This window comes from Pseudomonas sp. NPDC007930 (assembly GCF_042958985.1).
Lineage (GTDB): Bacteria > Pseudomonadota > Gammaproteobacteria > Pseudomonadales > Pseudomonadaceae > Aquipseudomonas.
On the sequence record NZ_JBIBKC010000016.1, the window covers coordinates 61,356 to 88,102 of the forward strand.

Here is a 26,747-nt window from a genome sequence, read left to right on the forward strand (position 1 = left end):
CCGTGCGGCCCATGGCGTTTACCGCCGCGGCGGTTTCACCCGCGCGCAACTTCGCCCACGCCTGCCGTAGGGCAGCAGGCGCGCGCAGTTCGAGAAAGGAAACAGCGGGCACCCGGCGGTGCCCACGGGCCGCGCCGGTTAGCGCGGAGTGCCCAGTACTGGCTTGTCGCTGGCCTCGCCAGCCTGGCGGGTGCCGCCGAAGGTGCGCTGCATCAGGCGCTCGATCTCTTCCAGAGACAGGCCTTTGGTTTCCGGCAGGCACAGCGTGCAGAAGATGATCGAACCGATGTTCACCACCGCGAACAGGAAGAACGTCATGCCGCCAAACAGCGCCATGGCGATCGGGAAGGCGAACGCTACTATCGCGTTGAATACCCAGAACAGCCCCACGGCGATGCCGTTCATCAAGCCTCGCGAATGGGTGGGGAAGATCTCCGCCATCAGCACCCAGTACACCGGGCCGATGCACATCTGCATGAAGAACAGGAACACCAGGATGCCCCCCAGCGCCAGGTAACTCTGGGCCATCGACGCCGGCATGAAGTTGAGCACAGCACCGAGAAACACCTGGGTCAGCACCACCACCGCCAGCCCCAGCAGCAGCATGCTGCGCCGGCCCATGCGGTTGATCAGCCACATGCCCAGGGCCGCGGCGATCACCGACACCACCCCGTTGCCGATGGTCGCCACCAGCGCGGCGTGGGTGCCCATGCCAGTCGCCTTGAGGATGATCGGCGTGTAGTACATGAAGGCGTTCACACCGGTGGCCTGGAGCACGAAGCCCAGCCCTGTGCCGACCAGCAGCAGTTTGATCAGCCAGGGCTGGTTGAGCTGCCGCAGCGCTGAGGCGCGGTGTGGCTCGCGGCTGCATTGCTGGGCAATCTCGCGGGCTTCACGGTCAGCCTCGTGCGGGCAGTCACGCAGTTCGCGCAGGATGCTCTTCGCCTCGCTCAGCCGGCCCTTGGCGACCAGCCAGCGCGGCGAATTGGGGACGAAATTCATGCCGATGTACAGCAACGCGGCGGGGATCAACGCAATCGCCAGCATGTACCGCCAGGTCAGCGGGCTGTCGAACAGGTGTGCCAGCAGCGCGCTGGTCATGTACGCAATGCACTGGCCTGACACCACCATCAGTTCGCTCTGGCACACCAGCCGCCCACGGTGCTTGGGCCCGGCCACTTCAGCGATGAACACCGGCACAATCGAGGAGGCGCCGCCCACGGCGATGCCGAGCACGAAGCGAATGGCGATCATCGCCCAGAGGTTGGGCGCCAGGGCGCTGCCAATGGCGCCGGCGGCGAACAGCAGCGCCAGCAGCTTGAGCATCGCCAGCCGGCCGTAACGGTCCGCCAGGCGCCCGGCGCACAGTGCGCCCACCGCGCCACCGAAGATCAACGCCGAGGCCACGGCGCCCTCGCTGACCGGGGTCAGGCCCAGGCCACCTTCGCTGGCGGGCAGTGTCATGAACGGCAGGGCACCGGATATCACGCCAGTGTCATAGCCAAACCCGAGAGAACCCATCGTGGCAATCGCGGCAACGCGCCAGAGGATGGCTGATTTTGAAAGGCGGCGCGGCGCGCCGTGTTCAGGTGTCAGCATGCGTCTCTACCTTTATTAGATTTATAGGTAACGATGAATAGCGGGAGGTTATCCGCGCCACTGCGGAAGAAAAACCTGCTGAGGGAAATTGTGTTTTTCGCCAGCCGGAAAGCAAGTGTTTTCTCAAAGCCAAAGTGTGCAGTGGCGTAACCACCATGCCGCCAGCACCTGCACGCCTGCCGCGCCAAAACCCCCATGCCAAAGCCTTCACGCCCACTTAAAAAAACAGCATGGCGCTGGCAAACAGGGCGTTGAAGCGCCACGGGAAAGCAATATTTTTTTTGATAGAAAGCTATCAAAACAGCCGTGGCGTGGCGGTTTGTCACACCGTACTATCCTGCCCCTACTTGGGCGGCGGCTGCCGCCAAACAATGAATAACCCTAATAAAAATAGTGCTAACGGCAACTTCGGTGGCCGGGGGGAGCACGTGCGTTTTCGTTTTTTGGACTATCCATCTACCAACTGGAATTGGGGACAATGAAAAAACTCTTACCCATCATAGTGGGGCTGTTATTAGCCCTCTGTGGCCTTGCCTTGCTTGTGGGCGGCATCAAGCTGGCGTCGCTCGGCGGCAGCCTTTATTACCTGGTGGCCGGCGCCTCGATGCTGGCCTGCGGTGCCTTCACGGTGCGCCGCCAACTGCTGGCGCTCTGGCTGGGCTGGGCGCTGCTGGCGTTCACCCTGGTGTGGGCGCTGTGGGAAGTCGGCCTGGACTTCTGGCAACTGGTGCCGCGGCTGGTCACCTTCGTGGTGATCGCCCTGGTACTGACCGCCCTCTCGCCGTTGTTCACCGGTTGGGCGCGCTACTTCAAGCCGGCCACCACCGCCCTGCCGGTTGCGCTGCTGGCGTTGCTGCTGGTGGCTGCCGGCTACAACATGTTCCAGCCCCACGCGACGGTGGCGCCCAGCGGCGAGCCGGCGAAGGTGGTCAATGCCAGCGCGGCCGCGGACACCGGCAATGACTGGACCGCCTACGGCCGCAGCACGATGGGCGAGCGCTTTGTGCAGTTTGAGCAGATCAACAAGCAGAACGTCAAAGACCTCCAAGTGGCCTGGACCTTCCGCACCGGTGACATGGCCATCGACGGCGCCGAGTACCAGGGCACGCCGATCAAGGTCGATGACACGATCTACTTCTGTACCCCCTACAGCAAGGTGTTCGCACTGGATGCGGTGAGCGGTAAACAGAAGTGGGTGTTCGACCCCAAGGCCGAAGAAAACGCCGGCAACAAGGGTTGGAAGCGCTGCCGAGGAATCGGCTACTTCGACAGCACCCAGGCCAGCGCCGCCCTGGCCAGCGAACAGCCCGCCGCGGGCACTCCCGCCGCCCCGGCGGCCTGCCGCAAACGCATCATCACCACCACCATCGACGCCCGGCTGATGGCGATCGATGCCGACACCGGCAAGGCCTGCGACGGCTTCGGTGACCACGGCGCGGTCAACCTGCTGGTCGGTCTTGGCCCGAAAGCCTACGGCGACTACTACCCCACCTCCGCGCCCCTGGTGGCCGGCGAGGTGATCATCGTCGGCGGCAAGCTCAACGATAACCTCAGCGTGGGTGAGCCCTCCGGTGTGGTGCGCGGCTTCGACGTGCGCAGCGGTGCCCTGCTCTGGGCCTGGGACCCAATCGACCCAAGCCGGGGCAGCCGCCCGCTCAAGCCGGGTGAAATCTACCCACCCGAGTCGCCGAACTTCTGGGGCACGGCCTCCTACGACCCGGCCCTGGGCCTGGCGTATATCCCCACTGGCAACCAAACCCCAGACTTCTGGAACGGCAACCGCCACCCTGGCTCGGACGAGTACAACGATTCGATCGTGGCCATCGACGTCAAGACCGGCATCGACAAGTGGCACTTCAGAACCGCCAACAACGACATGTTCGACTACGACGTGTCGGCCCAGCCGATCCTCTACGACCTGCCGAACAAGGCCGGCGGCACCACCCCAGTGGTGATCGGTATGACCAAGCGCGGGCAGATCTTCGTACTCGACCGCCGTGACGGCACTCCGGTGTTCCCGGTGGAGCAGCGCCCGGTTGCCACCGACGGCATGCCCGGCATGCGTATTTCACCCACCCAGCCATACTCGCAACTGTCGGTTGGCGCAGAGCGCCTGAAAGAAGCGGACATGTGGGGCGCGACACCATTCGACCAGTTGCTGTGCCGGATCGAATTCAAGCAAATGCGCTGGGAGGGTGAGTTCACCCCCATCACCGAGGGCCAACGCACGCTGATCTACCCCGGCTACTACGGTGGCTTCAACTGGGGTGGCGGGGCCATCGACGCGGCCACCGGCACCCTGATCGTCAACGACATCCGCATGGCCCAGTGGGGCCGCTTCATCAAGCGCGAAGTGGCGACCGAACAAGGCCTGAAGCCGAGCACCGAAGGCGAGTACTCGCAGCAACTGGGCACGCCCTGGGGCGTTGAGCGTTCGATGTTCATGTCGCCGCTGGGCGTGCCGTGCTTCAAGCCGCCGTATGGCTCGATGACCGCGATCGACCTCACCAACGGCAAAACCCGCTGGCAGGTGCCGATGGGCAGCATCCAGGACGCCCCCGTACACGGCGTGGTGCCAGGGGTGTACATGCCAATCGGCATGCCGACCATGGGCGGCCCGCTGGTGACCAAGGCCGGCCTGACGTTCTTCCATGGCACGCTGGATTACTACATGCGCGCGCTGGACAACGACACCGGCAAGGAGCTGTGGCGCGGCCGCCTGCCCGTGGGCGGCCAGGGCGCACCGATGAGCTACGTGGGCAAGGACGGCAAGCAGTACATCGTGGTGACGGTGGGTGGTGCCACCCGCACCGGTACCAACGACAACCGCGGTGACTATGTGATTGCCTACGCGCTGCCGGGCAAGTAACCCGGCCGGCTTCGGCGCCCTTCGCCCGGCACAGCCAGAGTGCCGGACCACGGCCTCCCACCAGATTTGTGTAAGCACTTGATTTACAAGGCAACACAGAACCCGTGGGAGGCCGGCTGTGCCGTAATGCTGTTCACTTAAGCGATCAGAGCGCTAAATCGAGGTTGAAAAGCCCTGATTTCTTCAAATGGTTTTACTGAGCGCATGACCTGACTGGCCCTTCGCCCGGCACAGCCGGCCTCCCACCAGGTTTGTGTAAGTACTTGATTTACGAGGCAGCATAGAACCCGTGGGAGGCCGGCTGTGCCGGGCGAAGGGCCCTGAAGCTCATGCACAAAATCAGCAGAGCTCACAGATTCATCCCTTCTTTAAAGCCGTGAAATGGCTTAAGTGAACAGCATTCCGGCTGTGCCGGGCGATGGGCCCTCAGAGGTTCTCTGGGGTCACGATCGAAAACGGTACCGTGCCCGAGGGCGGTTCACCGATCGCCCCCAACTGGTACAACAGCGCCTGCACGCAGGCCGCGGCCTGCAGCTCGGCGTTCTGGTCGATCAGCGCAGCCACCTTCCCGGCCATCAGCAGCGCACGGTTCGCCGGTGTCACCTCATGTGCCACCCAGGCCCGCAGCGGGTGCCCCGCCAACGCCGCGGCCACGCCAGCATTGCCCGCCCCAGTGTGATACACCCCCTCCACCTGCCCCGCCTGCTCAACGAACGCGCGCACCCGGGCTTCACCGTGGGCGTCGGTGTCATCGCAGTGCACTGGGCCGAGCACCTCCAACGCTGGGAAGCGCGCGCGGCATACCTGCATGAACCCCTGCACGCGCTGCGCATGGGAACGGAATGCCAAATGGTGGGTACCGAGCAGCACCCGCCCGCGGCCGCCCATGAAGCCGCCAAGCAAGTACGCCGCGGTGCGCCCGGCGGCGAGGTTATCGACGCCCACGTAATGGCCGCCCTGCTCGCCCACCTCGCTGCTGATGAACACCGTGGCCTTGCCAGCCTGCTTGAGCGCCTGGCAATGGCCACGCAGCGAGGCGTTGTCTTCGACGATCAACGCCAGGCCATGGTAGCGCCCGGCCTGGGCCTGGATGGCCTCGAGGATCGCCGCGTTACCTTCAAGGGAATGAAACCTGCGCAGGCGCACCTGCACCCCGTACTTCATCGCGCAGTGCTGAAACGCCTGTTCATAACGGGCAAAAAAGGTTTCATCGCTGAGCGACATGACCACTTCGAAGCGAAATATATGCCTCGCTCCAGACGGCAGCACGCTCGCCGAGCCTAGCTCGCGCAGGGCGTTGAGCACCTTCAGCGCGGTTTTGTCCGAGACTTTCGCGCGGTCGCTGAGCACTCGGTCAACGGTGGCAACGCTGACCCCAGCGCGCTCGGCGACGGCGCGGATCGATGGTTTTTTGTTGCTCACCCCACACCACTCATGCAACGCCCACCCCGGCAGCCAAAGGCGCGCAGTTTAACATGCCGCCGGGCGCAGGGCGTTGGCACCGGTGGCCAGGTGCTGGCGCAGAAACTCGATGCACACCCGCACCTTGGCCGACTGGTCGCTGCGCGCCACGGTCACCGCCCAGACGTCTGCCGGCTGGTTCCACTTCGGCAACACCCGCACCAGTTCGCCACTGGCCAGCGCCTGCTCCATGTTCCAGTCGGCCATCATCACGACGCCGTGCCCGGCCAGGGCCCAGCGCAGGGCGACTTCGCTGTCGTTACTGGCCAACTGGCCGTTGACCTTGACCGTTTCCCAGCCCTTGGGGCCCTTGAGCCGCCACACGCCGAAGGCGTCGTCACGGTCGCGGAACACCATGCAAGCGTGGCGGCTGAGGTCTTGCGGCCGCGCCGGCACGCCGTGGCTGGCCAAGTAGCCCGGCGCGGCGCAGAGGATCCGCGGGGTGCTGGCGATGTGGTGAGGGATCAGCCCGGGCTCCTCGACATGGCCCACCCGGATGTCGACATCGAAGCCTTCTTCGACCAGATCGACGCGGCGGTCCATCAACTCCAGCCAAACGCTCAGCTGAGGGTGCGCCTGCATCAGCAAACCCAGGATCGGTGCCAGGTGGCGGCGCCCCAGGCGCTGGCTGGCGCACACTCGCAGCACCCCTTTGGGCACCTCGCGCTGGCCGCTGAGCTCGGCTTCGAGCGCCTGGGCATCCCGCAGCATGCGCTGCGCCCAGTGATGCACCACCTGGCCCTCGGCCGCCACTTTCACGCGCCGCGTGGTGCGGTGCAGCAGCTTCACCCCAAGGCTCGCTTCAAGCAGCTTGATGCGCTTGCTGATATAGGTTTGCGCCAGGCCAGTGGCCTGGGCCGCGGCGCTGAAACTGCCATGGCGCACTACGGCACAGAACACCTGCAAGTCGCGCAGCGGAACGTCGTTGAGCACCCTGGCCTGCCTTTTTTATCGTTGAAATCGGCCCATCATAGCCGGTTGCGGCGCGCCCGCCGCCGCCTAACAGTAAGTCCACTTTGGCATGAATCCAAGCGTTTGATTAGCCTCAACAAAACCCGCCTGAAGTGGCTGCCGTGGCGCCCCCACGAACACCCGCGCCCGGTGCCCTGGCCGGTGCCACGGCGGGGCGCCGTTGACTTCGCCCGGGGCCGATCTCACCCTCTGCCCGCAGTCGTACCCCCTCCAAAAACAAGCACAGCGGGCCACACCATGATTATCCGCGGCACCACGCGCCTGATCGCGCACATCGGTTACCCGACCCACACGTTCAAGTCACCGATGATCTACAACCCCTATTTCGAAACGGCCGGCATCGACGCACTGGTCACTCCCATGAGCGTGCAGGCCGAGGCATTCACGGCGTTCCTGCCGGCGATCTTCAGCATGACCAACATCATCGGTGCGCTGATCACCATGCCGCACAAGGTCACCAGCGCTGGGCTGCTCGCCGAACTCAGCCCCTCCGCGCAGATCGCCGGCGCTTGCAATGCTGTAATCAAACGCGCCGACGGCAGCCTGTACGGCGACATGTTCGATGGCGAAGGCTTCGTGCGCGGCATGCAGCGCAAAGGTTTCGCCGCCGCCGGCGCCAGCGTGCTGGTGGTCGGCAGTGGCGGTGTGGGCTCGGCGATCGCTGCCTCGCTGGCGGCCGCGGGGGTGGCGCGCATGGCCCTGTTCGACACCCGACCGGAGGTCACCGAGGCCCTGGCCGCACGTTTGCGCCAGCACTACCCGGCGCTGGCCATCAGCCTCGGCGAGCGTGACCCCGCGGGCAAGCACCTGGTGGTGAACGCCACCCCCGTGGGCATGAACCCGGGCGACCCACTGCCCATGGACGTGACCCGCATCGCTCCAGGCTGCTTTGTCGGCGAGGTAGTGATGACCGCTGAGATGACCCCCTTCCTGCAGCAGGCCAAGGCCCGCGACTGCGTGATCCAGGTGGGCACCGACATGCTCTTCGAGCAGATCCCGGCGTACCTCGAGTTCTTCGGCTTGCCCAGTACCACCCCCGAACACCTGCGCGCCGTGGCGCGCCTGAGCTATTGACCCCAACACAAGGAACAGACCATGAAACTAGGCTGGTGTGGCCCCCTGGACAGCGCCCGAGACATGGCGGCAGCGGGCCTGGATTACATCGAGGTGCAACTGGTGCCGCTGAACCTTGAAAACGACAGCGCCTTCGCCGAGGCCAAGGCACGGATCACAGACCTGCCGCTGCCGGCGCTGGCCTCCAGCTACCTGTTCCCCAAGGATTTTCGCATCCTCGGGCCTGGTACTGACGAGCGCCGCAACCGCGCCTACTTCGAGCGAGTGGTCGAGCTGCTGGGGCTGGCCGGCACCCAGGTGGTGGTGCTAGGCAGCGGCTGGACGCGCAACATCCCCGACGGCTGGAGCCGCGCCCAGGCCGAAGACGGCTTCGCCCACACCCTGGCCTGGTGCGCCGACACCCTGGCCGGCAGCGGCACCACGCTGGTCATCGAGCCGCTCAACCGCAAGGAGTCGAACCTGGTCAACAGCGTGGCCGAAGGCGTGCAGCTCGCGCAACGAGTGAACCGCGCCGAGGTGCGCGGCCTGGCCGATTTCTACCACATGGATGAAGAGCACGAGCCGCTTGCCGAGGTGGGCGCCTACCCCGGCTGGCTGGGGCATGTGCACCTGGCCGACAGCGGCCGGTTCAACCCCGGTACCGGGCACTATGACTACACGAGCTTTTTCGGCCATCTGCAACGCGGCGGCTACAGCGGCCTGCTCAGCGGCGAGTGCAGCCTCAAGGGCGACCCTGTCGAGGCCATGCGCGCCAGCGCGCGGTTTCTGCGCCACACCTGGAACACCCTGTTACAGCACTAAACAGCGCGGCCCCGCCTGGGGCCGCGAGGGCACCCCCTGGAGAGATAACTATGACAACAAGATCTTCACCCCACACCACCCGCGACACGCCGGTGGCCCGCGCCAGCCACAAGGCGATTCGCCGCCTGGTGCCGTTTTTGCTGTTGATGTACGTGATGGCCTTTATCGACCGGGCCAACGTCGGCTTTGCCAAGCAGGCCCTGAAAGACACCGTGGGTATCTCCGACATGGCTTTCGCCTTTGGCGCCAGCGTGTTCTTCATTGCCTATGTGCTGGCGGAGATCCCCAGCAACATCATGCTGCACAAGGTCGGCGCGCGGCTGTGGCTCGCGCGAATCATGGTGACCTGGGGGCTGGTCAGCGCCGCTACGCTATTCGTTGACAGCGCCACCAGCTTCTATGTGCTGCGGTTCATCCTCGGCGCCTGCGAAGCGGGGTTCTTTCCGGGGGTCATCCTCTACCTGACCTACTGGTTCCCCGACCACTACCGCACCCGCGTCACCGGGCTGTTCTACATCGGCGCGCCGCTGGCGTTCATGCTCGGCGCGCCGTTGTCGGGCTTCTTGCTGCGCATCGATGCCGGCGGCTTGCTTGGCTACCAGTGGATGTTCCTGATCGAGGGGCTGGGCGCTACCGCGGTAGGTATCTGGGCGTTCTTTTACCTGCCGTCGCGGCCTACCGACGCGCGTTGGCTGAGCGCCGAGGAGCAAACCGAATTGACCGCGTGCATCACCCGCGAGCAGCAGGCGAAGATGGCCCACGGCCCGCGCACCATGCTGGCCTCGATGCGCGATGCGCGGGTGCTGTACTTCGCCTTGATCTTCTTTCTGATCCAGATGGGCGTGGCGGTGATCGTGTTCTATCTGCCCACGTTCATCAGCCGGGTCACCGGCGCGCTGCCCGGCACGCTGGTGGGCTTCATGGTCGCGGTGCCCTGGACCTGCGCCTTGCTCGCCACCCTGGCGGTGCCCAAGCTGGCCGCGCGGCACCAGCACCTGGTCGGCTATGGCGCGGCCTGTTTGGTGGTCGCCGCGGCGGGCATGGCCGCCAGTGCCAGCGCTTCACCGGCGCTGGCGCTGGGCGCGATGTGCGTAGCGGTGGCCGGCATCTGGGCGGCGCAGCCGATCTTCTGGTCGCTGCTGACCAACTACCTGGGCGGCGCTGCGGCGGTGGCCGGGGTCGCGTTCGTCAACTGCGTGGCGAACATCGGCAACTTCCTCTCTCCCAACGTCAAGGCCCTGGCAGATGTAGCCTTGCAGAGCGAGGTCGGCGGCCTGCTGGTGCTGGCGGGGGTGGTGCTGTTGGCCGCCGTACTGTACCTGGGGCTGGGGCGCCATGCCAGGCGGGAGGCCACCACGGCCAGTGAGAGCCCGGTACCTCGTTGACCGCTGAGCGGCCCTCAGCGCCGCGCCCCGAACAACTCCAGCAACACCCCGCGCAACCAGCGGTTGCCGGCATCCTGGTGGTAACGCGCATGCCAGTGCTGCTTGACGGTAAAGCCGTCGATCAGCACCGGGCAATCGAACACCTTCAGCCCATGGGTGTCGGCCAGGGTCTGGCCGATGTGCCGCGGCAGGGTGACCACCAGGTCGGTGCCTTGCACGATCGCCCCCACCCCGAGAAACCCCGGCAGCTCCAGCACCACCCGGCGCTTGAGCTGCGCCCGCGCCAGCCCGGCCTCGAGCAGCTTCTGCCCGGTACCGGCGCTGACCAGCACATGCCCTTCGCTGGCATAGGCACGTGCCGAGAGGCTGCGCTTGATCCGTGGGTGCCGTGGGCTGGCCAGGCACACCCAGTCTTGCGGGAACAGCACCTGCTGGTAGATACCGCCGCCCAGCCATGGCACGAAGCCGATCGCCAGGTCGGCTTCGCCGATTTCCAGGGCGCGCTCGGTGTTGCCGTCGATCCGCGCCACGTCCAGCCGCACCCCCGGCGCCTGTACCCGCAGGTATTCCAGGATGCGCGGCAGAAGGGTGATGTGGCTGGCATCGCTCACGCACAGGCGAAAGTGCCGCTGCGCAGTGGCCGGCTCAAACGCGATCTCCCAAGCCACCAGGCGGCGCAGCGACTCGAGCACCTCCCGGCACGGTGTGATCAACGCTTCGGCCTGGGGCGTGGGCGCCATCCCGCCGGGCGTGCGCACGAACAACGGGTCGCGCAATTGCTGGCGCAGCTTGCCCAGCCACAGGCTGATGGTGGGCTGGCTCTGCCCCAGTTGTTCGGCGGCGCGGGTCACGCTGCCGGTGCTGTAGAGCACGTCGAACAGCATCAGTAGCTTGGGTTCGGGCAACCCCTCGGGGCTGGGCATTATTAGAATTCCAAATAGCCGTATTGGGTTCATTGTATAGCCCAACACAGGCCCCAGGCCTAGAGTGGCGAAAAAAACCGGAGCCGCTTTTATCGTGAAAATCTGCATTCTTGGCGCGGGCGCGCTGGGCAGTACCTTCGGCGCCTGGCTCAGCGAGGCCGGCCACGACACCTGGCTGCTGAACCGCCGCAACGCGCATATCCAGGCAGTACGCCGCCACGGCCTGAGCGTCGAAGAGGCCGGCCAGCGCCGCCTGGTGAAGGTGCAGGCCAGCACTGATGCCGATGAGGTCGGGGTGGTCGATTTGGTCGTGGTGCTGGTGAAGTCCTTCGCCACCACTGAAGCCATGCACAGCGCCGCCGCCTTGATCGGCCCCGCGACCGTGGTGCTGTCACTGCAGAATGGCCTTGGCCATGAGGAGCTGCTGGCCGAGGTGGTGGGCCGCGACAAAGTGATCGCCGGCAAGACCTACGTCGGCGGTGTGCAGCTCAGCGCCGGCGCGGTGCGTAGCGGCGTGGCCGGCAAGCACACCCTTATCGGCGAGCTCGACGGCAGCCTCAGCCCGCGGGTGCAGGCCATCGCCGAGGCGTTCAGCGCCGCGGGCCTGGCCACCGAGGTCAGTGCCAATATCGTTGGCACGATGTGGGACAAGCTGCTGGTGAACGTTTCTACCGGCGCCCTCAGCGGCATCACCATGCTCACCTACGGCCAGCTGTACAGCGAACCGCTGCTGCGCGACACCGCCCTGCTGGCGGTGGCCGAGGCGATCAGCGTGGCCCGCGCCGCCGGTGTGCAACTGAGCCTGCAGCGCCCGGAAGCGGCCTGGAACCTGGCCAGCGAAGGCCTGCCCGCCTCGTTCAAGACCTCGATGCTGCAGAGCCTGCAAAAAGGCTCAGCCACCGAAATCGATTTCATCAACGGCGCCGTGGTGCGCCTCGGCCAGCGTTACGGCGTACCGACGCCGGTGAACGCCACCCTGGTGGCCTGCATCAAGGGCATCGAGCGCGCCATGGCCGACCAACAACAAGAGGAAGCCAAGCTGTGAGCATCCCCAAAGCGTATCTGGAACACGTGGCTTTTTGGGTCGCAGACATCCACTGGCACATCCGCTTTTTCCATGAGGTGTTCGGCATGGAAATGCGCGAGGTGCAAGGCACCGTGGAGGAGCCCATTCAGTACTGGACCCTGGGCGGCATGCAGTTCATGAGCCAGCCAGGCTTCCAAGGCCCCGAAGGCCGCATGGGCCACCTGGGCATGATGTGCGAGAACGCCGCCTACGCCCTGGCTGCTGCCCGCCGCTTCGAGGGGGTGGAACCCATGCCGCAAGGTGACAACTGGCTGCGCCTGCCCGATGGCCTGGCGGTTGAGTTCATCCAGGCATCGCCGGCCACCGCCGTGCACCAGGCCCTGGCCGTAAACGCCCGCGTAACCGAATAAGAGAACCGCCATGACCGTACAAGAAAAATACTTCGACGACGCCCGCGAAGGCGATGAAGCACTCACCCCCAGCTACACCGTGACCAAGGAACGCATCCTCGCCTACGCCGACCTCACCGGCGACCACACCCCGGTGCACGTGGACGAAGCCTATGCCAATGCCAGCCACTTCGGTGGCTTGGTCGCCCATGGGCTGATGGGCTTGGCCATCGCCGACGGGCTGAAAACCCAGTGCGAGTATCGCTTCCTGCCGGGCATGTCGCTGGGCTGGACCTGGGACTTCCTGCTGCCGATTCGCGTGGGCGATGTGCTGCACGTGAAAATGCGCGTCGGCCCCATGCGCCCGAGCAAAAGCAAACCGGGCTGGGGCATCGTCGTGCTGCCCTCGGAGCTGATCAACCAGAAAGGCGAAGTGGTGCAGCGCGGTGAACACCGCTTGATGGTTCCCCGCCGGGAGGTTGCGCAATGAGCCAGCCACTACCGCTCAAGGGCATCCGCGTGATCGATTACAGCCACTTCCTCGCCGGCCCCTACGTGGGGCGCTGCCTGGCCGCGCTGGGCGCTGAGGTGATCAAGGTCGAACGGCCGGGCAGCGGCGATGCCGGCCGCCAGCATTCGTTCGTGCTCGATGAGTACCAGAGCGGCTACTTCCTGCAACTGAACATGGGCAAGCAGGGCGTCAGCGTGAACATGAAAGACCCGCGCGGCAAGGCGTTCATGCAGCAGCTGTGCGACAGCGCCGATGTGTTCATCGAGAACTACCGCCCGGGTGCCCTGGACAAACTCGGGCTGGGCTATGCCGAGCTGGCGGCGCGCAACCCGAAGCTGGTGTACTGCTCCATCTCTGCCTACGGCCATACCGGCCCGGACGCCCACCGCGCCGGCTTCGGGCTGATCGCCGAGGCCAAGAGCGGGATCATGCAGATGGTCGGCAACCCCGGTGAAGCGCCACCGCTGCTGCGCATCTCGCTGGGCGACATGTATACCGGCATCCATGCGGTGGCGGCCATCAACGCCGCCCTGCTCGGCCGGGTAAGCAGTGGGCAAGGCCAACATATCGACATGGCGCTGTACGACACGCTGGTGTCGATGCACGAATACGCGGTGCAGTGCTACACCTTGAGCGGCGGCGAGATCCTGCCGCAGCAAACCGGCCATGACATGCCCACCTCCACCCTTTACGGGGTGTTCCGCGCCGCCGATGGCGACCTGGTGATCGCCGCCCAGGTCGATGACTCATGGAAGCGCTTTGCCGGGCTGGTGGAAACTGACGCGGGCGTACCCGGCTTTGCCGGTGATAAACGTTTCCACACCCTCAATGGCCGCAATGCATACCGTGAAGAGATCCTCGCCACGGTCAAGCGCTGGGTGGCGGCTAACCCAGTGGCGCGCCTGCTCAGCCTGCTGGATGAAGTGGATGTACCCTGCGCCAAGGTGCAGCGCATCGACGAGGTGATCAACGACCCACAAATCCAGGCCCGCGGGATGATCACCGAACAACAGCACCCGCGCTACGGCACCCTGCGCTTCCCCAACCTGCCGTTTCGTTTTTCCGGCTGCGACACCACCCTCGCCCAGGTGGCCCCAGACCTGGGCGAACACAACGCCAGCGTCGCCAGCAGCCTGGGCTACTCGCCGGCCGACATCGCCCGCCTGCAAGCCGACGGCGTGCTGTTCACCCAGGAGATCAAGCCATGACCGACCAATACGCGGTGATCGGCCGGCCGATCAGCCACACCAAAAGCCCGCTGATTCACGGCCTGTTCGCCGAAGCGACTGGGCAGCAACTGAGCTACGGCGCCATTGAAGGTTCAGAGGGCGATTTTGCCGGTGACGTACAGCGCTTTCGTGACAGCGGTGGGCGCGGCATGAACATCACCGCGCCGTTCAAACTGCAGGCCTACAGCCTGGCCACCCAACCCAGCGAGCGGGCGCGCCTGGCCAAGGCGGCCAACGCCTTGAGGTTCGACGGCGACCAGGTGCTCGCGGAAAACTTCGACGGCATTGGCCTGTTGCGCGACATCCAGCACAACCTGGGCAACCCGCTGGCCGGCAAGCGAGTGTTGCTGCTGGGGGCCGGCGGCGCGGTGCGCGGCGCGCTGCTGCCGTTTCTTGGCGCGGAACCCGCGCAATTGGTCATGGCCAACCGCGACCTGCGCAAAGCGCAAGTACTGGCCTGGGAGCTGAAGCACCCGCGCCTGGAGGTGCTGGGCTACGAGGCGCTGGAAGGTGAACACTTCGACATCGTGGTCAATGCCACCTCTGCCAGCCTGACCGGCGAACGGCCGCCGGTGCCGGCAAGTGTGTTCAACGGTGCCGCCCTGGCCTATGAGCTGGCGTACGGCAAGGGCCTCACCCCGTTCTTGCGCCTGGCCCAGGAACAGCGCGTGGCGCAACTGGCCGATGGCGTTGGCATGCTCGTCGAGCAGGCTGCCGAGGCCTTTGAATGGTGGCGCGGCGTGCGCCCCGATACCCGCCCGGTCATCGACCGCCTGACGATCCCTTTGGTGTGAGCGAAACCATGAAAGTGCTGATGTTGCACGGCATTAACCACAATATGTTCGGCAAGCGCGACCCGGCCCAGTACGGCACCATCACCCTGGCCGAGATCGATGCGCGGCTGGCCGCGCTGGGTGAGGAACTGGGGGTGAGCGTCGAGAGTTTCCAGAGCAACTGCGAAGGGCAGATCGTCGAGCGCATCCACCAGGGCTACCAGGACGGCGTGGGCGCGGTGCTGATCAACGCCGGCGCCTGGACCCACTACAGCTACGGCATCCGTGATGCGTTAGCGATCCTCACGGTGCCGGTGGTGGAGCTGCACATGTCGAACATCCACGCCCGCGAACCGTTCCGCCATCACTCGGTGTTTGCCGAGATCGTACGCGGGCAGATCGCCGGGTTTGGCGCCGACAGCTACCTGCTGGGTTTGCGCGCGGCGGTGAGCGCGGCGCGCGCGGGCTGAGTGCCTATCGCCCGGGGCAGTGGGGAGGCCGGCTGCGCCGGGCGAAGGCGCGCCTCCTTCAGGCCGTGCTCAACACCCCCGCCCGCGCCAGGGAGGCAATCTGCTCTTGGCTATAGCCCAACTCTTCCAGCACCTCGCTGTTGTCCTCGCCCAGGCTTGGCGCGAGCTTGGGCAACGGCGCGCTGAAGCCGGAAAACCGGAACGGCAGGTTGGGCAGGCGAAGGGTCCCCAATTCGGGGTGCTGCTGCTCGATGATCATGTTGCGCGCGGCCACCTGCGGATCGTTGACCACCTCGTCGATCCGCTGTACCGGCGCGCAGGGCACCCCGGCTTCGGTCAATTGCCCGATGCAGTGCTTCACGCCGGCCTGGGCAGCCGCCCACGCCGTGACGTAACCCAAGGCTTCTGGGCGGTTGGCGTTGCGCCGGGCGCTGCTGAGAAAGCGCTCATCGGCGGCCAGGGCGTCGCCGCCGATCAGGCGCGCCAGCTTCTGCCAGATAGCATCCACCTGCGCGGCGATCACCAGGTAGCCATCGCACGCCGCGAACACTCCATAAACGGTGGCGTCTGGCAGGTCGTGGCCGACTTGCCGAGGGATTTCCTCGCCGCCGCTGATGGTGTACGCCTGAATGGCAAAATCGTGCATCGAGACCATGCAGTCATACAACGCCAAATCGATGTGCTGCCCTCCAGCACCTGTGTGCCGGCCCACGATTGCCGCGCAAATGGCCGCCACACCGTGGATGCCGGTGTACATGTCGGCGATCGGCATGCGCAGCAGCGGCGGCGCCTCACCTGGGTTGCCCATCTGCGCCAGGGCACCGGATTTGGCTTCGGCGATCAGGCCGAACCCCGGCTGGCCAGCGTCCGGGCCAGTATGGCCATAGGCCGAGACCGAGCAGTAGATCAGCCCGGGGTTGATCGCGGCCAAGGCCTCATAGCCCAGGCCGAGTTTTTCCAATGCGCCGGGGCGGTAGTTCTCCAGGAACACATCGGCGCCGCGCACCAGGTCTTCGACTATCTTCAGCCCTTCGGGCTGGCGCACGTCCACGCAGATGCCGCGCTTGCCCATGTTCTGCTGCAGGAAGTACCCGCTCACATCACCGGCCATGTAGGCGTGCACGCGGCCGGGGTCGCCACCGCCGGGGCGCTCGACCTTGATCACGTCGGCCCCCAGCGCCGCCAGGCACCTGGCCATGTAGGGCCCGGCGAGAAAATGGCTGTAATCGACCACGCGGATACCACTCAAGGGGAGGCCGCTCATGGGCACGCTCCATCGGTTGTTATTGGGCCCCCACGCTATCCGCCCTGCCCGCCCACGGTCTATTCGCTGGCCACAATGGCTGTATTACCCAAGGCAATAACAACATGACCAACGCCGACCACACCCTGCTCGACCTCAAGCTGCTCAGGCTGTTCGACCTGATGTACAGCACCCGTAGCGTCAGCCGCTGCGCCGAACAGTTGGGGCAAAGCCAACCAACCATCAGCATCTGGCTGGGGCGCCTGCGCGAGCAGTTGGGCGACCCGCTGTTCGTGCGTACGGGCGCCGGCATGCAGCCCACACCGCGCGCCGACGAGTTGGTCGGCACCTGCCGCGATGCCCTGGCGCTAGTGCGCCAGTTGTCTACCGCCGAGGCCGCCTTCGACCCGGCCAGGGCGCAGCGCACCTTCCGCATTTGCATGACCGACGCCAGCCACGCCACCTTGCTGCCCGAGCTATACCAGCGCATCGCACACTTGGCGCCAGCGGTTAACCTGGAGGCCGTGCGCATCGACCATCAGACCCTGGAAAAACTCCAGGCCGGTGAAGCCGACCTCGCCTTGGGCTTTCTGCCCGAGCTGGAAACCGGCTTCTACCAACAAACCCTCTACCAGCAGGATTGGGTGTGCGTGGTACGCCAGGCCCACCCGCGGGTCGCCACCGCGCTGGCAATCAGCGAATACCAGGCGGAGGAGCACATCGGGATTTCCGCCGGCTTCGGCCACCAGCGGCTGGATATTGCCCTGGCCGAGCAGGGCATCGAGCGCCGTGTAAGGGTGCGCCTGCCGGGGTTTCTCGGTTTGCCGTCGTTGATCCTCAGCTCTGACCTGATCGCCACCGTGCCGCGCCTGATCGGCCACACCCTGGTGCGCGACAGCCCGTTGAAGATGCTGCCCTGCCCGGTGCCGCTGCCGGGCTTCCCGGTCAAGCAGCACTGGCACGTACGCTACCATCACGACGCGGGCAACCGCTGGTTGCGCGGCCTGTGCGCGCAGTTGTTCCAGCAGGTGGGGCGGATTATTGAATAGGGCAATAGCGGTATAGCGGCCAGCGCATGGACGCCGCCTCGGCCGCGCTTTTAAGGTGGCCGCAGACTAAAACAACAAGAGGCGCCGCCATGCTACCGCCGTATCAGTTCTGCCGTTATGAGGTTGAAGGCCCCCTGCTGACCCTCACCCTGCAGCGCCCGGAAGTACTCAACGCGCTGCACCCCGCCGCGCATGCCGAGTTGGCCGACGCCTTCGACCGCTTCAACCAGGACCCCTCCCTGCGCGTGGCGATCATCACGGGCAGTGGCGATCGCGCATTTTGCGTGGGCACTGATCTCAAGGCCCTGGCCCACACCGGCGACCACCGCAAACCCACCACCGGTTTTGCCGGTATCACTCACCGTTTCGACCTTTGGAAGCCGCTGATCGCTGCGGTCAATGGCCTGTGCCTGGGCGGCGGGATGGAAATCCTCGCTGCCTGCGACCTGGCCGTGGCTGCCGACCACGCGCGCTTTGGCCTGCCCGAACCACGGGTGGGCCTGGCCGCGCTGGGTGGCGGCCTATTGCAGCGGCTGCCTCGGCAGGTGGGTATGAAGCACGCGATGGAACTGGTGCTCACCGCGCAACCGGTCGATGCCGCGCGGGCTCTGGAGATGGGCATCATCAACCGCGTAGTGCCGGCCAGCGCCGTGCTGGCCAGCGCCCGCGCGCTGGCGGCGCAATTGCTGGAGTGCGCGCCGTTGGCGCTGCAGGCCTCCAAGCAGGTGATGCTGCAGAGCCTGCGCGAGGCCGACCTCAACGCCACCCTGCACGAAGACTACCCCATGGCCGCACGCATGCTCGCCAGCCAGGACGCCGTCGAAGGCCCGCGCGCTTTCGCCGAGAAACGCACGCCCCGCTGGGCCGGGCAGTAACCCGGCGCGCTGAATATCCTCGAACAATCACAATAGGGATACACCATGAACCCACCTGGCGAACATCACACCCAGGCCATTGCCAGCCCCATGGCCACCCGCGCGGCGCTGAGCAGCATCGCCGGTTCCGCCCTGGAATGGCTGGACTTCGCGGCCTATGGCGCGATCGCGGCCACCGTGCTGCCCAAGCTGTTCTTTCCCGCCACAGACCCCACCACCGCCACCCTCGCGGCCTTCGCCACGTTCTCGGTGGGCTTCGTCGCGCGGCCGCTCGGCGGGCTGGTGTGCGGCTACTATGGCGACCGCCTTGGCCGGCGTACGATGCTGGTGTTCACCTTTGTGTTGATGGGGCTGTGCTCGTTCCTGATCGGCGTGCTGCCCACCTACGCCAGCCTGGGTGTGTGGGCACCGATCGCGTTAGTGGTGTTGCGCTTCCTGCAAGGCTTCGCGCTGGGCGGCGAGGTCACTGGCAGCCAACTGTTGACCATGGAGCACGCCCCCGCCGGGCGGCGCGGGTTTTATAGCGCGTTCATCGCCATGGGCTCACCGCTGGCCCAGGTGCTGGCCAACGCCCTGTTGTTCGGGATCTCCGCGTGGATGAGCAGCGAGCAGTTCGATGCCTTGGGCTGGCGCTTGCCGTTTCTGTTCAGCTTCGTGCTGGTGGCGGTGGGGTTGTACATTCGCTTCCGGGTCAGCGAAGCGCCGGCGTTTACCCAGGCCCGGCATGCGGCGGCCCCGGCCCGAATTGGGCCCCATGTGCCGGCGATGCTGCGGCTGATGCTGGTGTGGGCCGCGCCGTCCACGGGCTACTTCATTGCCGCGGTGTACAGCCTCAATTATGCGGTGAACCAACTGGGCCTGGGCAAGCAGGCCGCTTTTGCCATTTTGATTCTCGCCCACCTCTGCTCGATGCTGGCGATGGCCGTGGGCGGGCTGATGGCCGACCGCCGCGGGCGGCGCAAGAGCATGCTCAGCGCCTCGCTGCTGATGCTCGCCGCGCTGGCGCTGTTCTTCCCACTGGTGGCCAGCGGCAATGCCTGGCTGGTGGCCGCCGGGGTGGTCTTGCTGCTGTGCGCGGTGCAATTGCACGCGGGCATCCAGCCGGTGTATTTCGCCGAAGCCTTCCCGCCGGCAGTGCGCTACCGCGGCTCGGCGGTGGGCTACAACCTGGCCAACCTGATCGGCAGTTGCGCGCCGTTGTTGGCCACCTGGCTGGCAGCCCGCTTCGACGGCGCCTGGTGGCCGATGCTCTGTGTCGGCCTACTGCTCAACCTGTTGTCGCTGGCTGCCATCGCCAGTGGCGGCGAACGCTACCAAGCCCCTGCCCCTGCCCCTTCCGCCGCCGCGGCGCCCTTTGGCCCCGCGCGCCAACACTGACTGCTCTCGGTAACCTCACACAGGGATCCTCATCATGATCAAGCCTGAAGGAGCACTGGCGGCCGCAGCGGCCGCTGGCAGCCAGGCGCGGGCCAGCCGCGTGCGTTATTTCATGCTGTTCTTGCTGTTCACCGGCGTGTCGATCAACTACCTCGACCGCACCATCGTTTCGGTGGCCGCGCCGCTGATCCAGCAAGAGCTGCAGATAGACCCCGCCTGGATGGGGGTGATCTTCTCCGCCTTCGGCTGGACCTACATGGCCATGCAATTGCCCTCGGGCATCCTCATTGACCGTTTTGGCGCCAAGCGCACCTTTGCCTGGTCGCTGACCCTGTGGTCGCTGTGCACGATGTTGTTTGGCTTGGCCGGCAGCAGCGTGCAATTGTTGTTACTGCGCCTGGGCCTGGGTGCCACCGAGGCACCGTGCTTCCCCTCTGCGCAGCGGGTGGTCACCTCGTGGTTCGCCCGCCAAGAGCGTGGCCGCGCGGTGAGTACCTATGTCAGTGGGCAGTTCATCGGCCTGGCGTTCTTCGCCCCACTGCTGGCCTGGGCGGTGACAGTGATCGGCTGGAAGGTGGTGTTCCTGCTGTGCGGCGGGTTGGGTTTGTTGTTTGCTTTGGCCTGGGCCCGGCACTACCGCGAACCCGAACACTGCCCGCGGATCAACGCCGCCGAGCGGGCGCTGATCGCCGGCACCGACGCGGTGCCCGCGGCCGGCCAGCGCACGCCGTTTCAATGGGCCACGGTGGGCGCGCTGCTGAAAAAACGCGACATGTGGGGGGTGTACATTGCCAAGTTTTCGCTCACCTCTACGTTGTTTTTCTTCTTCACCTGGTTCCCCAACTACCTGGTGCATGAAAAAGGCATGGATTTGATCAAGGCCGGGCTTTGGGCCAGCGTGCCGTTCATTGCCGCGATGCTGGGGATGATCTTTGGCGGGCATTGGTCAGACGCCATGTCGCAGCGCAACGTCGGCCATAGCCGGGCGCGCAAGCTGCCGGTCATCCTTGGCATGCTGCTGTGCTCCAGCCTGTTCATCGCCAACTACCTGAGCGAACCGCTGGCGGTGATCGCCTTGCTCAGCGTGGCATTCTTTGGCCAGGGCATGGCCGGCGGCCTGGACGCCATCGTCGTCGACATGGTACCGAGCACCGGCACCGCCACGGCCGTGGGGCTGTGCCAGTTCTGCGCCAACATCGGCGGCGCGGTCACCCCGCTGGTCATCGGCTTGATCATCCAGGCCACCGGCAGCTACATCGGTGGGTTGGTGTATGTATCGGTGATGGCCCTGCTCGGGGTGGCGGCGGTGGGGTTGATGATCGCCAAGGTGGAGCGCATCGAGTTGTGAGGGCCGGATACGGGTGCACACGCGTGCGTGCTGCGAGGGCTTGAAAGGCCACTCAAAACAACCCCTGCACCGCCTCCAGCACCCCACGGTCCATCTGCCCGGTGCGCACGTGCAGGCTGACGAAACTGGCGAGCATGTCGAGCTTGCTGTTGAGCAGGTCGCGCCGTGCCTCGAACAGCCGCTGCTGGGCATCGAGGATGTCGACCGTGGAGCGCACGCCGCCTTCGAAGCCCTTCTGGGTCGACACCAGCGCGCGCTGGTTCGACTCTACCGCGCGCTGCAGGGCCTTGCTCTTGGCGTAGCCGGCGACCACGCCCATGTAGTCGGTTTCGACATCCTCGGCCAGTTGCTGGCGTTCGGCGTCGTAGTCGGCCTGGGCGCCGGAGAGCGCGGCGCTGGCCTTGCGCACCGAGGCGCTGGTGGCGCCGCCACGGTACAGCGGGATGTCCAGCGACAAGCCGACGTAGTAGCTGTCTTGGCGGGGCGACAGCTCCTGGTACTGGGAGTTGTCGCGGCGGGTCAGTTGGCTGGTCAGCGACAGCGTCGGGTAATGCCCGGCGCGCTGGGTGTCGGCCTGGGCCTCGGCCACGCGGATCTGCGTGGCGCGGGCGGCCAGCTCGGGGCTGGCGTTGCGCGCCAGGTGGGTCCAGTACTCCAGGCTGTGCTCGGCGGCCACCGGGTTGCGCTCTGGCGGCGCTTCGCGCATCGGCAGCACCTCGAGCAGCGGCAGGCTGCCGCGCCCGGCGATCGTACGCAGCGCCGCCTCGCGGTTGGCCTGGTTTTCCGCCTCCTGGGCCTGCACCAGGTCATAGCGCGCCTGGGCTTCGTCCACATCCGTGACCGCGCCCTGGCCGGCGCTGTACAAGCGTTTGCTCTGCTCCACCAGGCCGGCGATGGCGGCCTTCTGTTGGCTGATCAGCTTGAGTTCGTTCTCCAGCCGGGCCACGGCGAAGTAAGCCTTGGTGACCCGGTCGAACAGCGACTGGTTGGCCGCGTCGTACTGATTTTCACCCAGGCTGCCACGGGCCTTGGCTTCTTCATAGGCGGCCCAGCGGGCCTTGTCGTAGAGCGGCTGCTGGGCGATCAGCGACACGCTGTTGGCCTGGTAGTCGTCGCTGTTCACGTACTCGTTGTCGCTGCCACCGTCGGTGCGCCCGCCACGGCCATAGCGGGAATTGAGCGACAGTTGCGGCAGCAGCCCGCCGCGGCCGATGGCTTCTTCGTTTTCCGCGGCGCGGTGGGCGAAGTCTGCCGAGCGCATCACCGGGTCGTTCAGGCGCGAGGCGTCGTACAGTTGCAGCAGGGTCAGGCGCGGGGTGTCAGCCGCCTGCGCGCTCAGGCTGAGCAACGCGGCGGCGAGCAACAGGGTTCGCATTCATTCTTCCTTGAAGGCCGCCAGCAAACGCTCGCGCAGCGGTTTGACCAGGTAATTGACCAGCGTGCGCTCCCCGGTGACCACGGTCACGTCGGCGAGCATGCCTGGCTTGATCGGCAGGCCGGCGGCGCGCAGCTTGGTGAGGGTGTCTGCCGGCAGCTCGATACGCGCCGAGAAGTACGGGGTGTGGGTTTGCTCATCGATCAGTTGGTCGGCCGACACGGTGGTCACACGGCCGATCACCACCGGGGTGTCGACCCGCTGCAGCGCGGTGAAGTGCACCTGCACCGGCAGCCCGGGCTTGAGCTTGTTCGCCAGCATCGGCGGGAAGCGCGCGGTCACCCCCAGCGGCGTACCCTGAGGCACCACGCTCATCAGCGCCTGGCCAGCAGTGGCCACCCCGCCGACGGTGTGCACGGTAAGGTCCAGCACCTGGCCGCTGGCCGGGGCCTTCAGCGCGCCATTGGCCACTTCGAACTCCAGCGCGGCAATCTGCTCGGCGTAGCCGGCGGCCTCAGCGGCCACATCGCTCAGCTGGGTTTCGGCGTCGCGACGAAACTCTTGGTCTTGTTGCAGCGCCTTGAGCTTGCTCTCGTTGATCGACTGCACGGTCTTGCCGATGTCACCGATGCTCGAGGCCAGTTGCCCGCTCATCTGCGCGGCGTTGCGCTCGGCCTCGAACAGCTTGGCGCGCGGCACGTAACCGTCGCGGGCGAGCTCGCGCAGGCCTTGCAGTTCTTCGCGCTGGAAGCCCAGTTGCGCGTCGTAGTTGCCGCGCACCTGCTGGTAGGCCTTGAGCTGCTGATTGAGCGAGGCGATTTCGTGCTCGACGATGCCCTGGCGGCTGGCAAGCTCGGCGGCGCGAGTGCTGAACAGGTTCTGTTGCAGGGCCATCGCCGCTTTGGCCCGGGGGTCGGCGGCCAACGCCAGGAGGTCATCCGGCCAGGTAATGGTGGTTTGCTTGAGGCGCTCGGCGGTCAGCCGCGCTTCGGTGGCGCGGGCGTTGATCAGCTTGCCGCGGGTCACCGCCAACTGCGACTGCGCCTGCACGGTGTTCAGTTGCACCAGCAACTGGCCCTGGGTCACCGCATCGCCCTCGTTGACCAGGATCTGCTCCACCACTCCGCCCACCAGCGGTTGCACGGTTTTGCGCTCGCCGGCCACCACCACCGTGCCCTGGCCGACCACGCCCTGGTCGAGCGGCGCGAAAAACGCCCAGGCGAGAAAGCCGCCCAGGGCGATCAGCAAAAACCACAGGCCGCGGCGGGCGGTGCCGGCGGCGTCGCTGCTGGCCACCGGGCGCGCCAGCTTGGGCACTTCGGCCAGCGGCAGCTTGCGAATCGGCTCAGGCATCGCGGCGCCCTCCTTTGACCACCGTCGGCCCGGTGGGCGTGGGCAGTACGGTTTTCAGCACCTGGTCCTTGGCGCCGAACAGTTGCTGGCGGCCGTTGTTGAGCACCAGGATCTTATCCACCACGCCCAGCACGCTGGGCCGGTGGGTGATCAACAGCACCGTGCTGCCGGCCGCCTTGAGCGCCTGCAGGGCTTTCATCAGGGCACCCTCGCCGGCTTCGTCGAGGTTCGAATTGGGCTCGTCGAGCACGATCAGCCGTGGCTTGCCGTACAGCGCCCGGGCCAACCCCAGGCGTTGCTTCTGCCCCCCCGAGAGGCCCAGCCCACCAGGGCCCAGGCGGGTGTCGTAGCCGTTGGGAAAGCGCAGGATCATCTCGTGGATGCCGGCATGGCGCGCCGCCTCGATGATCGGCTCGGCGGCCAGGTCACCAAAGCGGGCGATGTTTTCCGCCACGCTGCCGTCGAACAGTTCGATGTCTTGCGGCAGGTAACCCAGGTGCGGGCCGAGCGCCTCTGGCGCCCATTGGTCGAGCGGCGCGCCGTCCAGGCGCACGGCCCCGGCGCTGGGCGCCCAGATGCCGACCATGGCCCGCGCCAGGCTCGATTTGCCCGAGGCGCTGGGGCCGATCACTGCCAGCACCTCGCCCGCCGCCAGGCTGAACTGCACCCCGCGCAGCACCGGCTCGAGCGCGCCGGGCGGGCCGACGTCAAGCCCTTCGACGCTGACCTGGCCAGTGGGCGGCGGCAGTTGCAGCGGCGCCAGGCGTGCCGGTTCTTCTTGCAGCAAGGTGGTCAAGCGGGCGTAAGACTGCCGCGCGCCGACAAACTGCTTCCACGAGGCAATGGCCATTTCCACCGGCGCCAGCGCCCGGCCCAGCAGCAACGACATGGCGATCATCATGCCGGCGCTGATCTGCCCCTCGAGCACCAGCAGCGCGCCCAGCCCCAGCGACAGCGACTGCGCGCCAATGCGCACGAAGCGGGTCATGGCGGTGATCCGCGCGCTGCGGTCACTGGCCTCGGCCTGGGCGCCGATCATGCCCTGTTGCAGGCTGTACCAACGCTGGCGCAGCGCCGGCAGCAGGCCCATGGCCTGGATCACGTCGGCGTTCTGCAGGCTGGCGTTCACATAGTTGCTGGCCTTGGCCGAGTAGCCGTTGGCTTGCATCAGCAGTGGCCGGGTGGCCAGCTCGCCCCAGAACGCCAGGCCGATCAGCACCACCGCCACCACCAGCGAGAGCACGCCGAACCAGGGGTGGAACAAAAACGCCACGACCATGAACACCGGCAGCCAGGGTGCGTCGAGCATCGCCAGCAGGCCCTGGCCGGTGATGAACTGGCGCAGTTGGGTGAGGTCGGCGAACACCTGCGCGGGGTTACCTTCATGGCTGCGCAGGCTGCGCGCGAAGGTGGCGTCGAACAGCCGCGCGGCGAGGGTTTGATCGATACCGGCGCTCATGCGGATCATCACCTGGCCGCGCAGCCACTCAATCAGCGCGCTGAGCAGGAACAGCCCCAGGGCGATCAGTGTGAGCATCAGCAAGGTGGTTTCGTTGCGGCTGGTGAGGACCCGGTCGTACACCTGCATCATGTACAGCGACGGCACCAACACCAGCAGGTTGATCACCCCACTGAACAAGGCCAGCGACCAGAACACCCGGCGATACGCGAGCAAGGCCGCATCGATGTCGTTGCGGGGGTCTAAAGAAAGGCGCATAGGTCATACCCGAGGTTCTGAACGGGAAATCTGACCGCCGAAGTTCCGTTTCATTCCGCCATCATGGCGAATTCCAATCACTCGAGGAAAAGCCCGGTGTACAACAGGGTTAGGTGCGCCGGCGTTCGCTTTGCAAGCTACAGCCAGAATGCCGGCACGGCCAGCCGTGCGCGACGAAGGGCGGCAAGGTGTGCGGCATGAGCGGCAAGGGCTTGCCCACGGCCCTCGGCAGATACGGCTAAAAACCCCATCGCAGAAGGGTTTCAGCAACTGGCCCAGTATTTGCTGCAGGGACGCTATCGCCCACCGGAGCCCTTGCCATGAGCATCAGCAGCATTACCGACCAATTACAGGTTTTCAGCCTGCCCAGCACTAAAAAGAGCAGCGACGACGACAGCACCACCAGCGCCAGCGCGGAGTTCGCCAACCTGATGGCCATGAGCCCGGAGCAACGCATGCGGGCGTTGATCCTCGAGCAACTGGGCCTGAGCGAAAAAGACCTGCAGAACATGCCCGCCGACCAGCGCGCGCAGATCGAAAACAAGATTGCGCAGATCGTCAAAGAGAAACTCGGCGTGGGCACCGAGCAGGCCACCAGCAGCGACAGCAGCGGCATCGATGCCACCGCCGCCACCAGCGCGGCCACCTCGGCCAGCAGCGCCGCCGCGGTAACCGCGAGCGCGGCCAGCAATGACAGCAGCGCCAGCCACACCGGCAGCGAAGGCCAGCCGGCCACCGACCAGGCCGACCGCTTGCTGGCGTTGATTCGGCAGGCGACGGCGCTGAGCTAAGGCGGCGCGGGCGGCCCATCGCCCGGCACAGCCGTAATGCTGTTCACTTAAGCAATCAGAGCGCTAAATCGGGGTTAAAAAGCCCTGATTTCTTCAAATGGTTTTACTGAGCGCATGACCTGACTGGCCCTTCGCC

General features: G+C 66.0%; 24 protein-coding genes. 15 read left to right on the forward strand and 9 right to left on the reverse strand.

The genetic code is table 11. The features are described 5' to 3' along the window. Positions 1-138: 138 nt before the first annotated feature. Together ACFZCE_RS23205 and ACFZCE_RS23210 are read right to left on the reverse strand one after the other, a co-directional pair. Positions 139-1,599 carry a sugar porter family MFS transporter gene (locus tag ACFZCE_RS23205; protein ID WP_390942878.1) on the reverse strand — a complete coding sequence of 487 codons (1,461 nt, stop codon included), beginning with the start codon at positions 1,597-1,599 and terminating at the stop codon, positions 139-141. Continuing rightward, entirely contained in the window at positions 1,593-1,925 is a 333-nt protein-coding gene (locus tag ACFZCE_RS23210) for a hypothetical protein (RefSeq protein ID WP_390942879.1), read from the reverse strand. Before ACFZCE_RS23210 ends, ACFZCE_RS23205 begins: the two co-directional genes overlap by 7 nt. Before the next feature lie 152 nt (positions 1,926-2,077). On the opposite strand from ACFZCE_RS23210, the gene ACFZCE_RS23215 reads away from it, so the two are divergent. Continuing rightward, positions 2,078-4,468: a membrane-bound PQQ-dependent dehydrogenase, glucose/quinate/shikimate family gene (locus ACFZCE_RS23215; protein ID WP_390942880.1), complete on the forward strand. Its 2,391-nt coding sequence runs from the start codon at positions 2,078-2,080 to the stop codon at positions 4,466-4,468. A gap of 426 nt (positions 4,469-4,894) precedes the next feature. Here ACFZCE_RS23215 and ACFZCE_RS23220 read toward each other — a convergent pair whose 3' ends face one another. Together ACFZCE_RS23220 and ACFZCE_RS23225 are read right to left on the reverse strand one after the other, a co-directional pair. Next, positions 4,895-5,890: a substrate-binding domain-containing protein gene (locus tag ACFZCE_RS23220; protein ID WP_390942881.1), complete on the reverse strand. Its 996-nt coding sequence runs from the start codon at positions 5,888-5,890 to the stop codon at positions 4,895-4,897. Positions 5,891-5,938: 48 nt separating this feature from the next. Next, positions 5,939-6,862, reverse strand: coding sequence for a LysR substrate-binding domain-containing protein (locus ACFZCE_RS23225; RefSeq protein WP_390942882.1), 924 nt, complete (start codon positions 6,860-6,862; stop codon positions 5,939-5,941). Positions 6,863-7,138: 276 nt separating this feature from the next. On the opposite strand from ACFZCE_RS23225, the gene ACFZCE_RS23230 reads away from it, so the two are divergent. The 3 genes from ACFZCE_RS23230 to ACFZCE_RS23240 are packed head-to-tail and all read left to right on the forward strand — an operon-like array spanning position 7,139 to position 10,161. Beyond that, positions 7,139-7,975, forward strand: coding sequence for a shikimate dehydrogenase family protein (locus ACFZCE_RS23230; RefSeq protein ID WP_390942883.1), 837 nt, complete (start codon positions 7,139-7,141; stop codon positions 7,973-7,975). Between the two features lie 21 nt (positions 7,976-7,996). Next, a complete protein-coding gene (locus ACFZCE_RS23235; RefSeq protein WP_390942884.1) occupies positions 7,997-8,776 on the forward strand; it encodes a TIM barrel protein in 780 nt (259 codons plus the stop codon). 50 nt (positions 8,777-8,826) lie between these two features. After that, the gene (locus ACFZCE_RS23240) at positions 8,827-10,161 is read left to right on the forward strand and encodes an MFS transporter (RefSeq protein WP_390942885.1); all 1,335 of its coding nucleotides are present in this window, start codon (positions 8,827-8,829) and stop codon (positions 10,159-10,161) included. 14 nt (positions 10,162-10,175) lie between these two features. On the opposite strand, the gene ACFZCE_RS23245 is transcribed toward ACFZCE_RS23240, so the two are convergent. Next, positions 10,176-11,084 (reverse strand): LysR substrate-binding domain-containing protein, encoded by a 909-nt coding sequence (locus ACFZCE_RS23245; RefSeq protein WP_390942886.1) that lies wholly within the window; start codon positions 11,082-11,084, stop codon positions 10,176-10,178. A 94-nt stretch (positions 11,085-11,178) separates the two neighbouring features. Between ACFZCE_RS23245 and ACFZCE_RS23250 the strand changes: the two genes are divergently transcribed. From ACFZCE_RS23250 to aroQ, 6 genes are read left to right on the forward strand one after another with little or no spacing between them, the layout of a single operon-like run. After that, entirely contained in the window at positions 11,179-12,129 is a 951-nt protein-coding gene (locus tag ACFZCE_RS23250; protein WP_390942887.1) for a 2-dehydropantoate 2-reductase, read from the forward strand. Then, entirely contained in the window at positions 12,126-12,521 is a 396-nt protein-coding gene (locus ACFZCE_RS23255; protein WP_390942888.1) for a VOC family protein, read from the forward strand. Before ACFZCE_RS23250 ends, ACFZCE_RS23255 begins: the two co-directional genes overlap by 4 nt. Positions 12,522-12,531: 10 nt before the next feature. After that, a complete protein-coding gene (locus ACFZCE_RS23260) occupies positions 12,532-12,990 on the forward strand; it encodes a MaoC/PaaZ C-terminal domain-containing protein (protein WP_390942889.1) in 459 nt (152 codons plus the stop codon). Then, complete coding sequence (locus ACFZCE_RS23265) at positions 12,987-14,219, forward strand: CoA transferase (RefSeq protein ID WP_390942890.1); 1,233 nt, start codon at positions 12,987-12,989, stop codon at positions 14,217-14,219. The genes ACFZCE_RS23260 and ACFZCE_RS23265 overlap by 4 nt, the downstream gene beginning before the upstream one ends. Next, on the forward strand, positions 14,216-15,034 hold the full coding sequence (gene aroE, locus ACFZCE_RS23270; protein WP_390942891.1) for a shikimate dehydrogenase: 819 nt from the start codon (positions 14,216-14,218) through the stop codon (positions 15,032-15,034). The genes ACFZCE_RS23265 and aroE overlap by 4 nt, the downstream gene beginning before the upstream one ends. An 8-nt stretch (positions 15,035-15,042) precedes the next feature. Further along, positions 15,043-15,483, forward strand: coding sequence for a type II 3-dehydroquinate dehydratase (gene aroQ / locus ACFZCE_RS23275; protein WP_390942892.1), 441 nt, complete (start codon positions 15,043-15,045; stop codon positions 15,481-15,483). A gap of 58 nt (positions 15,484-15,541) precedes the next feature. On the opposite strand, the gene ACFZCE_RS23280 is transcribed toward aroQ, so the two are convergent. Next, positions 15,542-16,747: a CoA transferase gene (locus tag ACFZCE_RS23280; RefSeq protein WP_390942893.1), complete on the reverse strand. Its 1,206-nt coding sequence runs from the start codon at positions 16,745-16,747 to the stop codon at positions 15,542-15,544. Positions 16,748-16,851: 104 nt separating this feature from the next. Here ACFZCE_RS23280 and ACFZCE_RS23285 point away from each other — a divergent pair, with 104 nt between their 5' ends. The 4 genes from ACFZCE_RS23285 to ACFZCE_RS23300 all read left to right on the forward strand — a co-directional run bounded on the left by ACFZCE_RS23285 (position 16,852) and on the right by ACFZCE_RS23300 (position 21,375). Next, entirely contained in the window at positions 16,852-17,775 is a 924-nt protein-coding gene (locus ACFZCE_RS23285) for a LysR substrate-binding domain-containing protein (protein WP_390942894.1), read from the forward strand. An 89-nt stretch (positions 17,776-17,864) separates the two neighbouring features. Next, positions 17,865-18,650: an enoyl-CoA hydratase-related protein gene (locus ACFZCE_RS23290; protein WP_390942895.1), complete on the forward strand. Its 786-nt coding sequence runs from the start codon at positions 17,865-17,867 to the stop codon at positions 18,648-18,650. A gap of 45 nt (positions 18,651-18,695) precedes the next feature. Next, complete coding sequence (locus ACFZCE_RS23295) at positions 18,696-20,027, forward strand: MFS transporter (protein ID WP_390942896.1); 1,332 nt, start codon at positions 18,696-18,698, stop codon at positions 20,025-20,027. A gap of 34 nt (positions 20,028-20,061) precedes the next feature. Then, a complete protein-coding gene (locus tag ACFZCE_RS23300) occupies positions 20,062-21,375 on the forward strand; it encodes an MFS transporter (RefSeq protein ID WP_390942897.1) in 1,314 nt (437 codons plus the stop codon). Positions 21,376-21,427: 52 nt separating this feature from the next. Here ACFZCE_RS23300 and ACFZCE_RS23305 read toward each other — a convergent pair whose 3' ends face one another. The 3 genes from ACFZCE_RS23305 to ACFZCE_RS23315 are packed head-to-tail and all read right to left on the reverse strand — an operon-like array spanning position 21,428 to position 25,820. Then, positions 21,428-22,750: a TolC family outer membrane protein gene (locus ACFZCE_RS23305; RefSeq protein WP_390942898.1), complete on the reverse strand. Its 1,323-nt coding sequence runs from the start codon at positions 22,748-22,750 to the stop codon at positions 21,428-21,430. After that, on the reverse strand, positions 22,751-24,103 hold the full coding sequence (locus ACFZCE_RS23310; protein ID WP_390942899.1) for an HlyD family type I secretion periplasmic adaptor subunit: 1,353 nt from the start codon (positions 24,101-24,103) through the stop codon (positions 22,751-22,753). Continuing rightward, positions 24,096-25,820 (reverse strand): type I secretion system permease/ATPase, encoded by a 1,725-nt coding sequence (locus tag ACFZCE_RS23315; RefSeq protein WP_390942900.1) that lies wholly within the window; start codon positions 25,818-25,820, stop codon positions 24,096-24,098. The genes ACFZCE_RS23310 and ACFZCE_RS23315 overlap by 8 nt, the downstream gene beginning before the upstream one ends. Before the next feature lie 320 nt (positions 25,821-26,140). Here ACFZCE_RS23315 and ACFZCE_RS23320 point away from each other — a divergent pair, with 320 nt between their 5' ends. Beyond that, positions 26,141-26,611: a hypothetical protein gene (locus tag ACFZCE_RS23320; protein WP_390942901.1), complete on the forward strand. Its 471-nt coding sequence runs from the start codon at positions 26,141-26,143 to the stop codon at positions 26,609-26,611. The last annotated feature ends 136 nt before the right edge of the window (positions 26,612-26,747 follow it).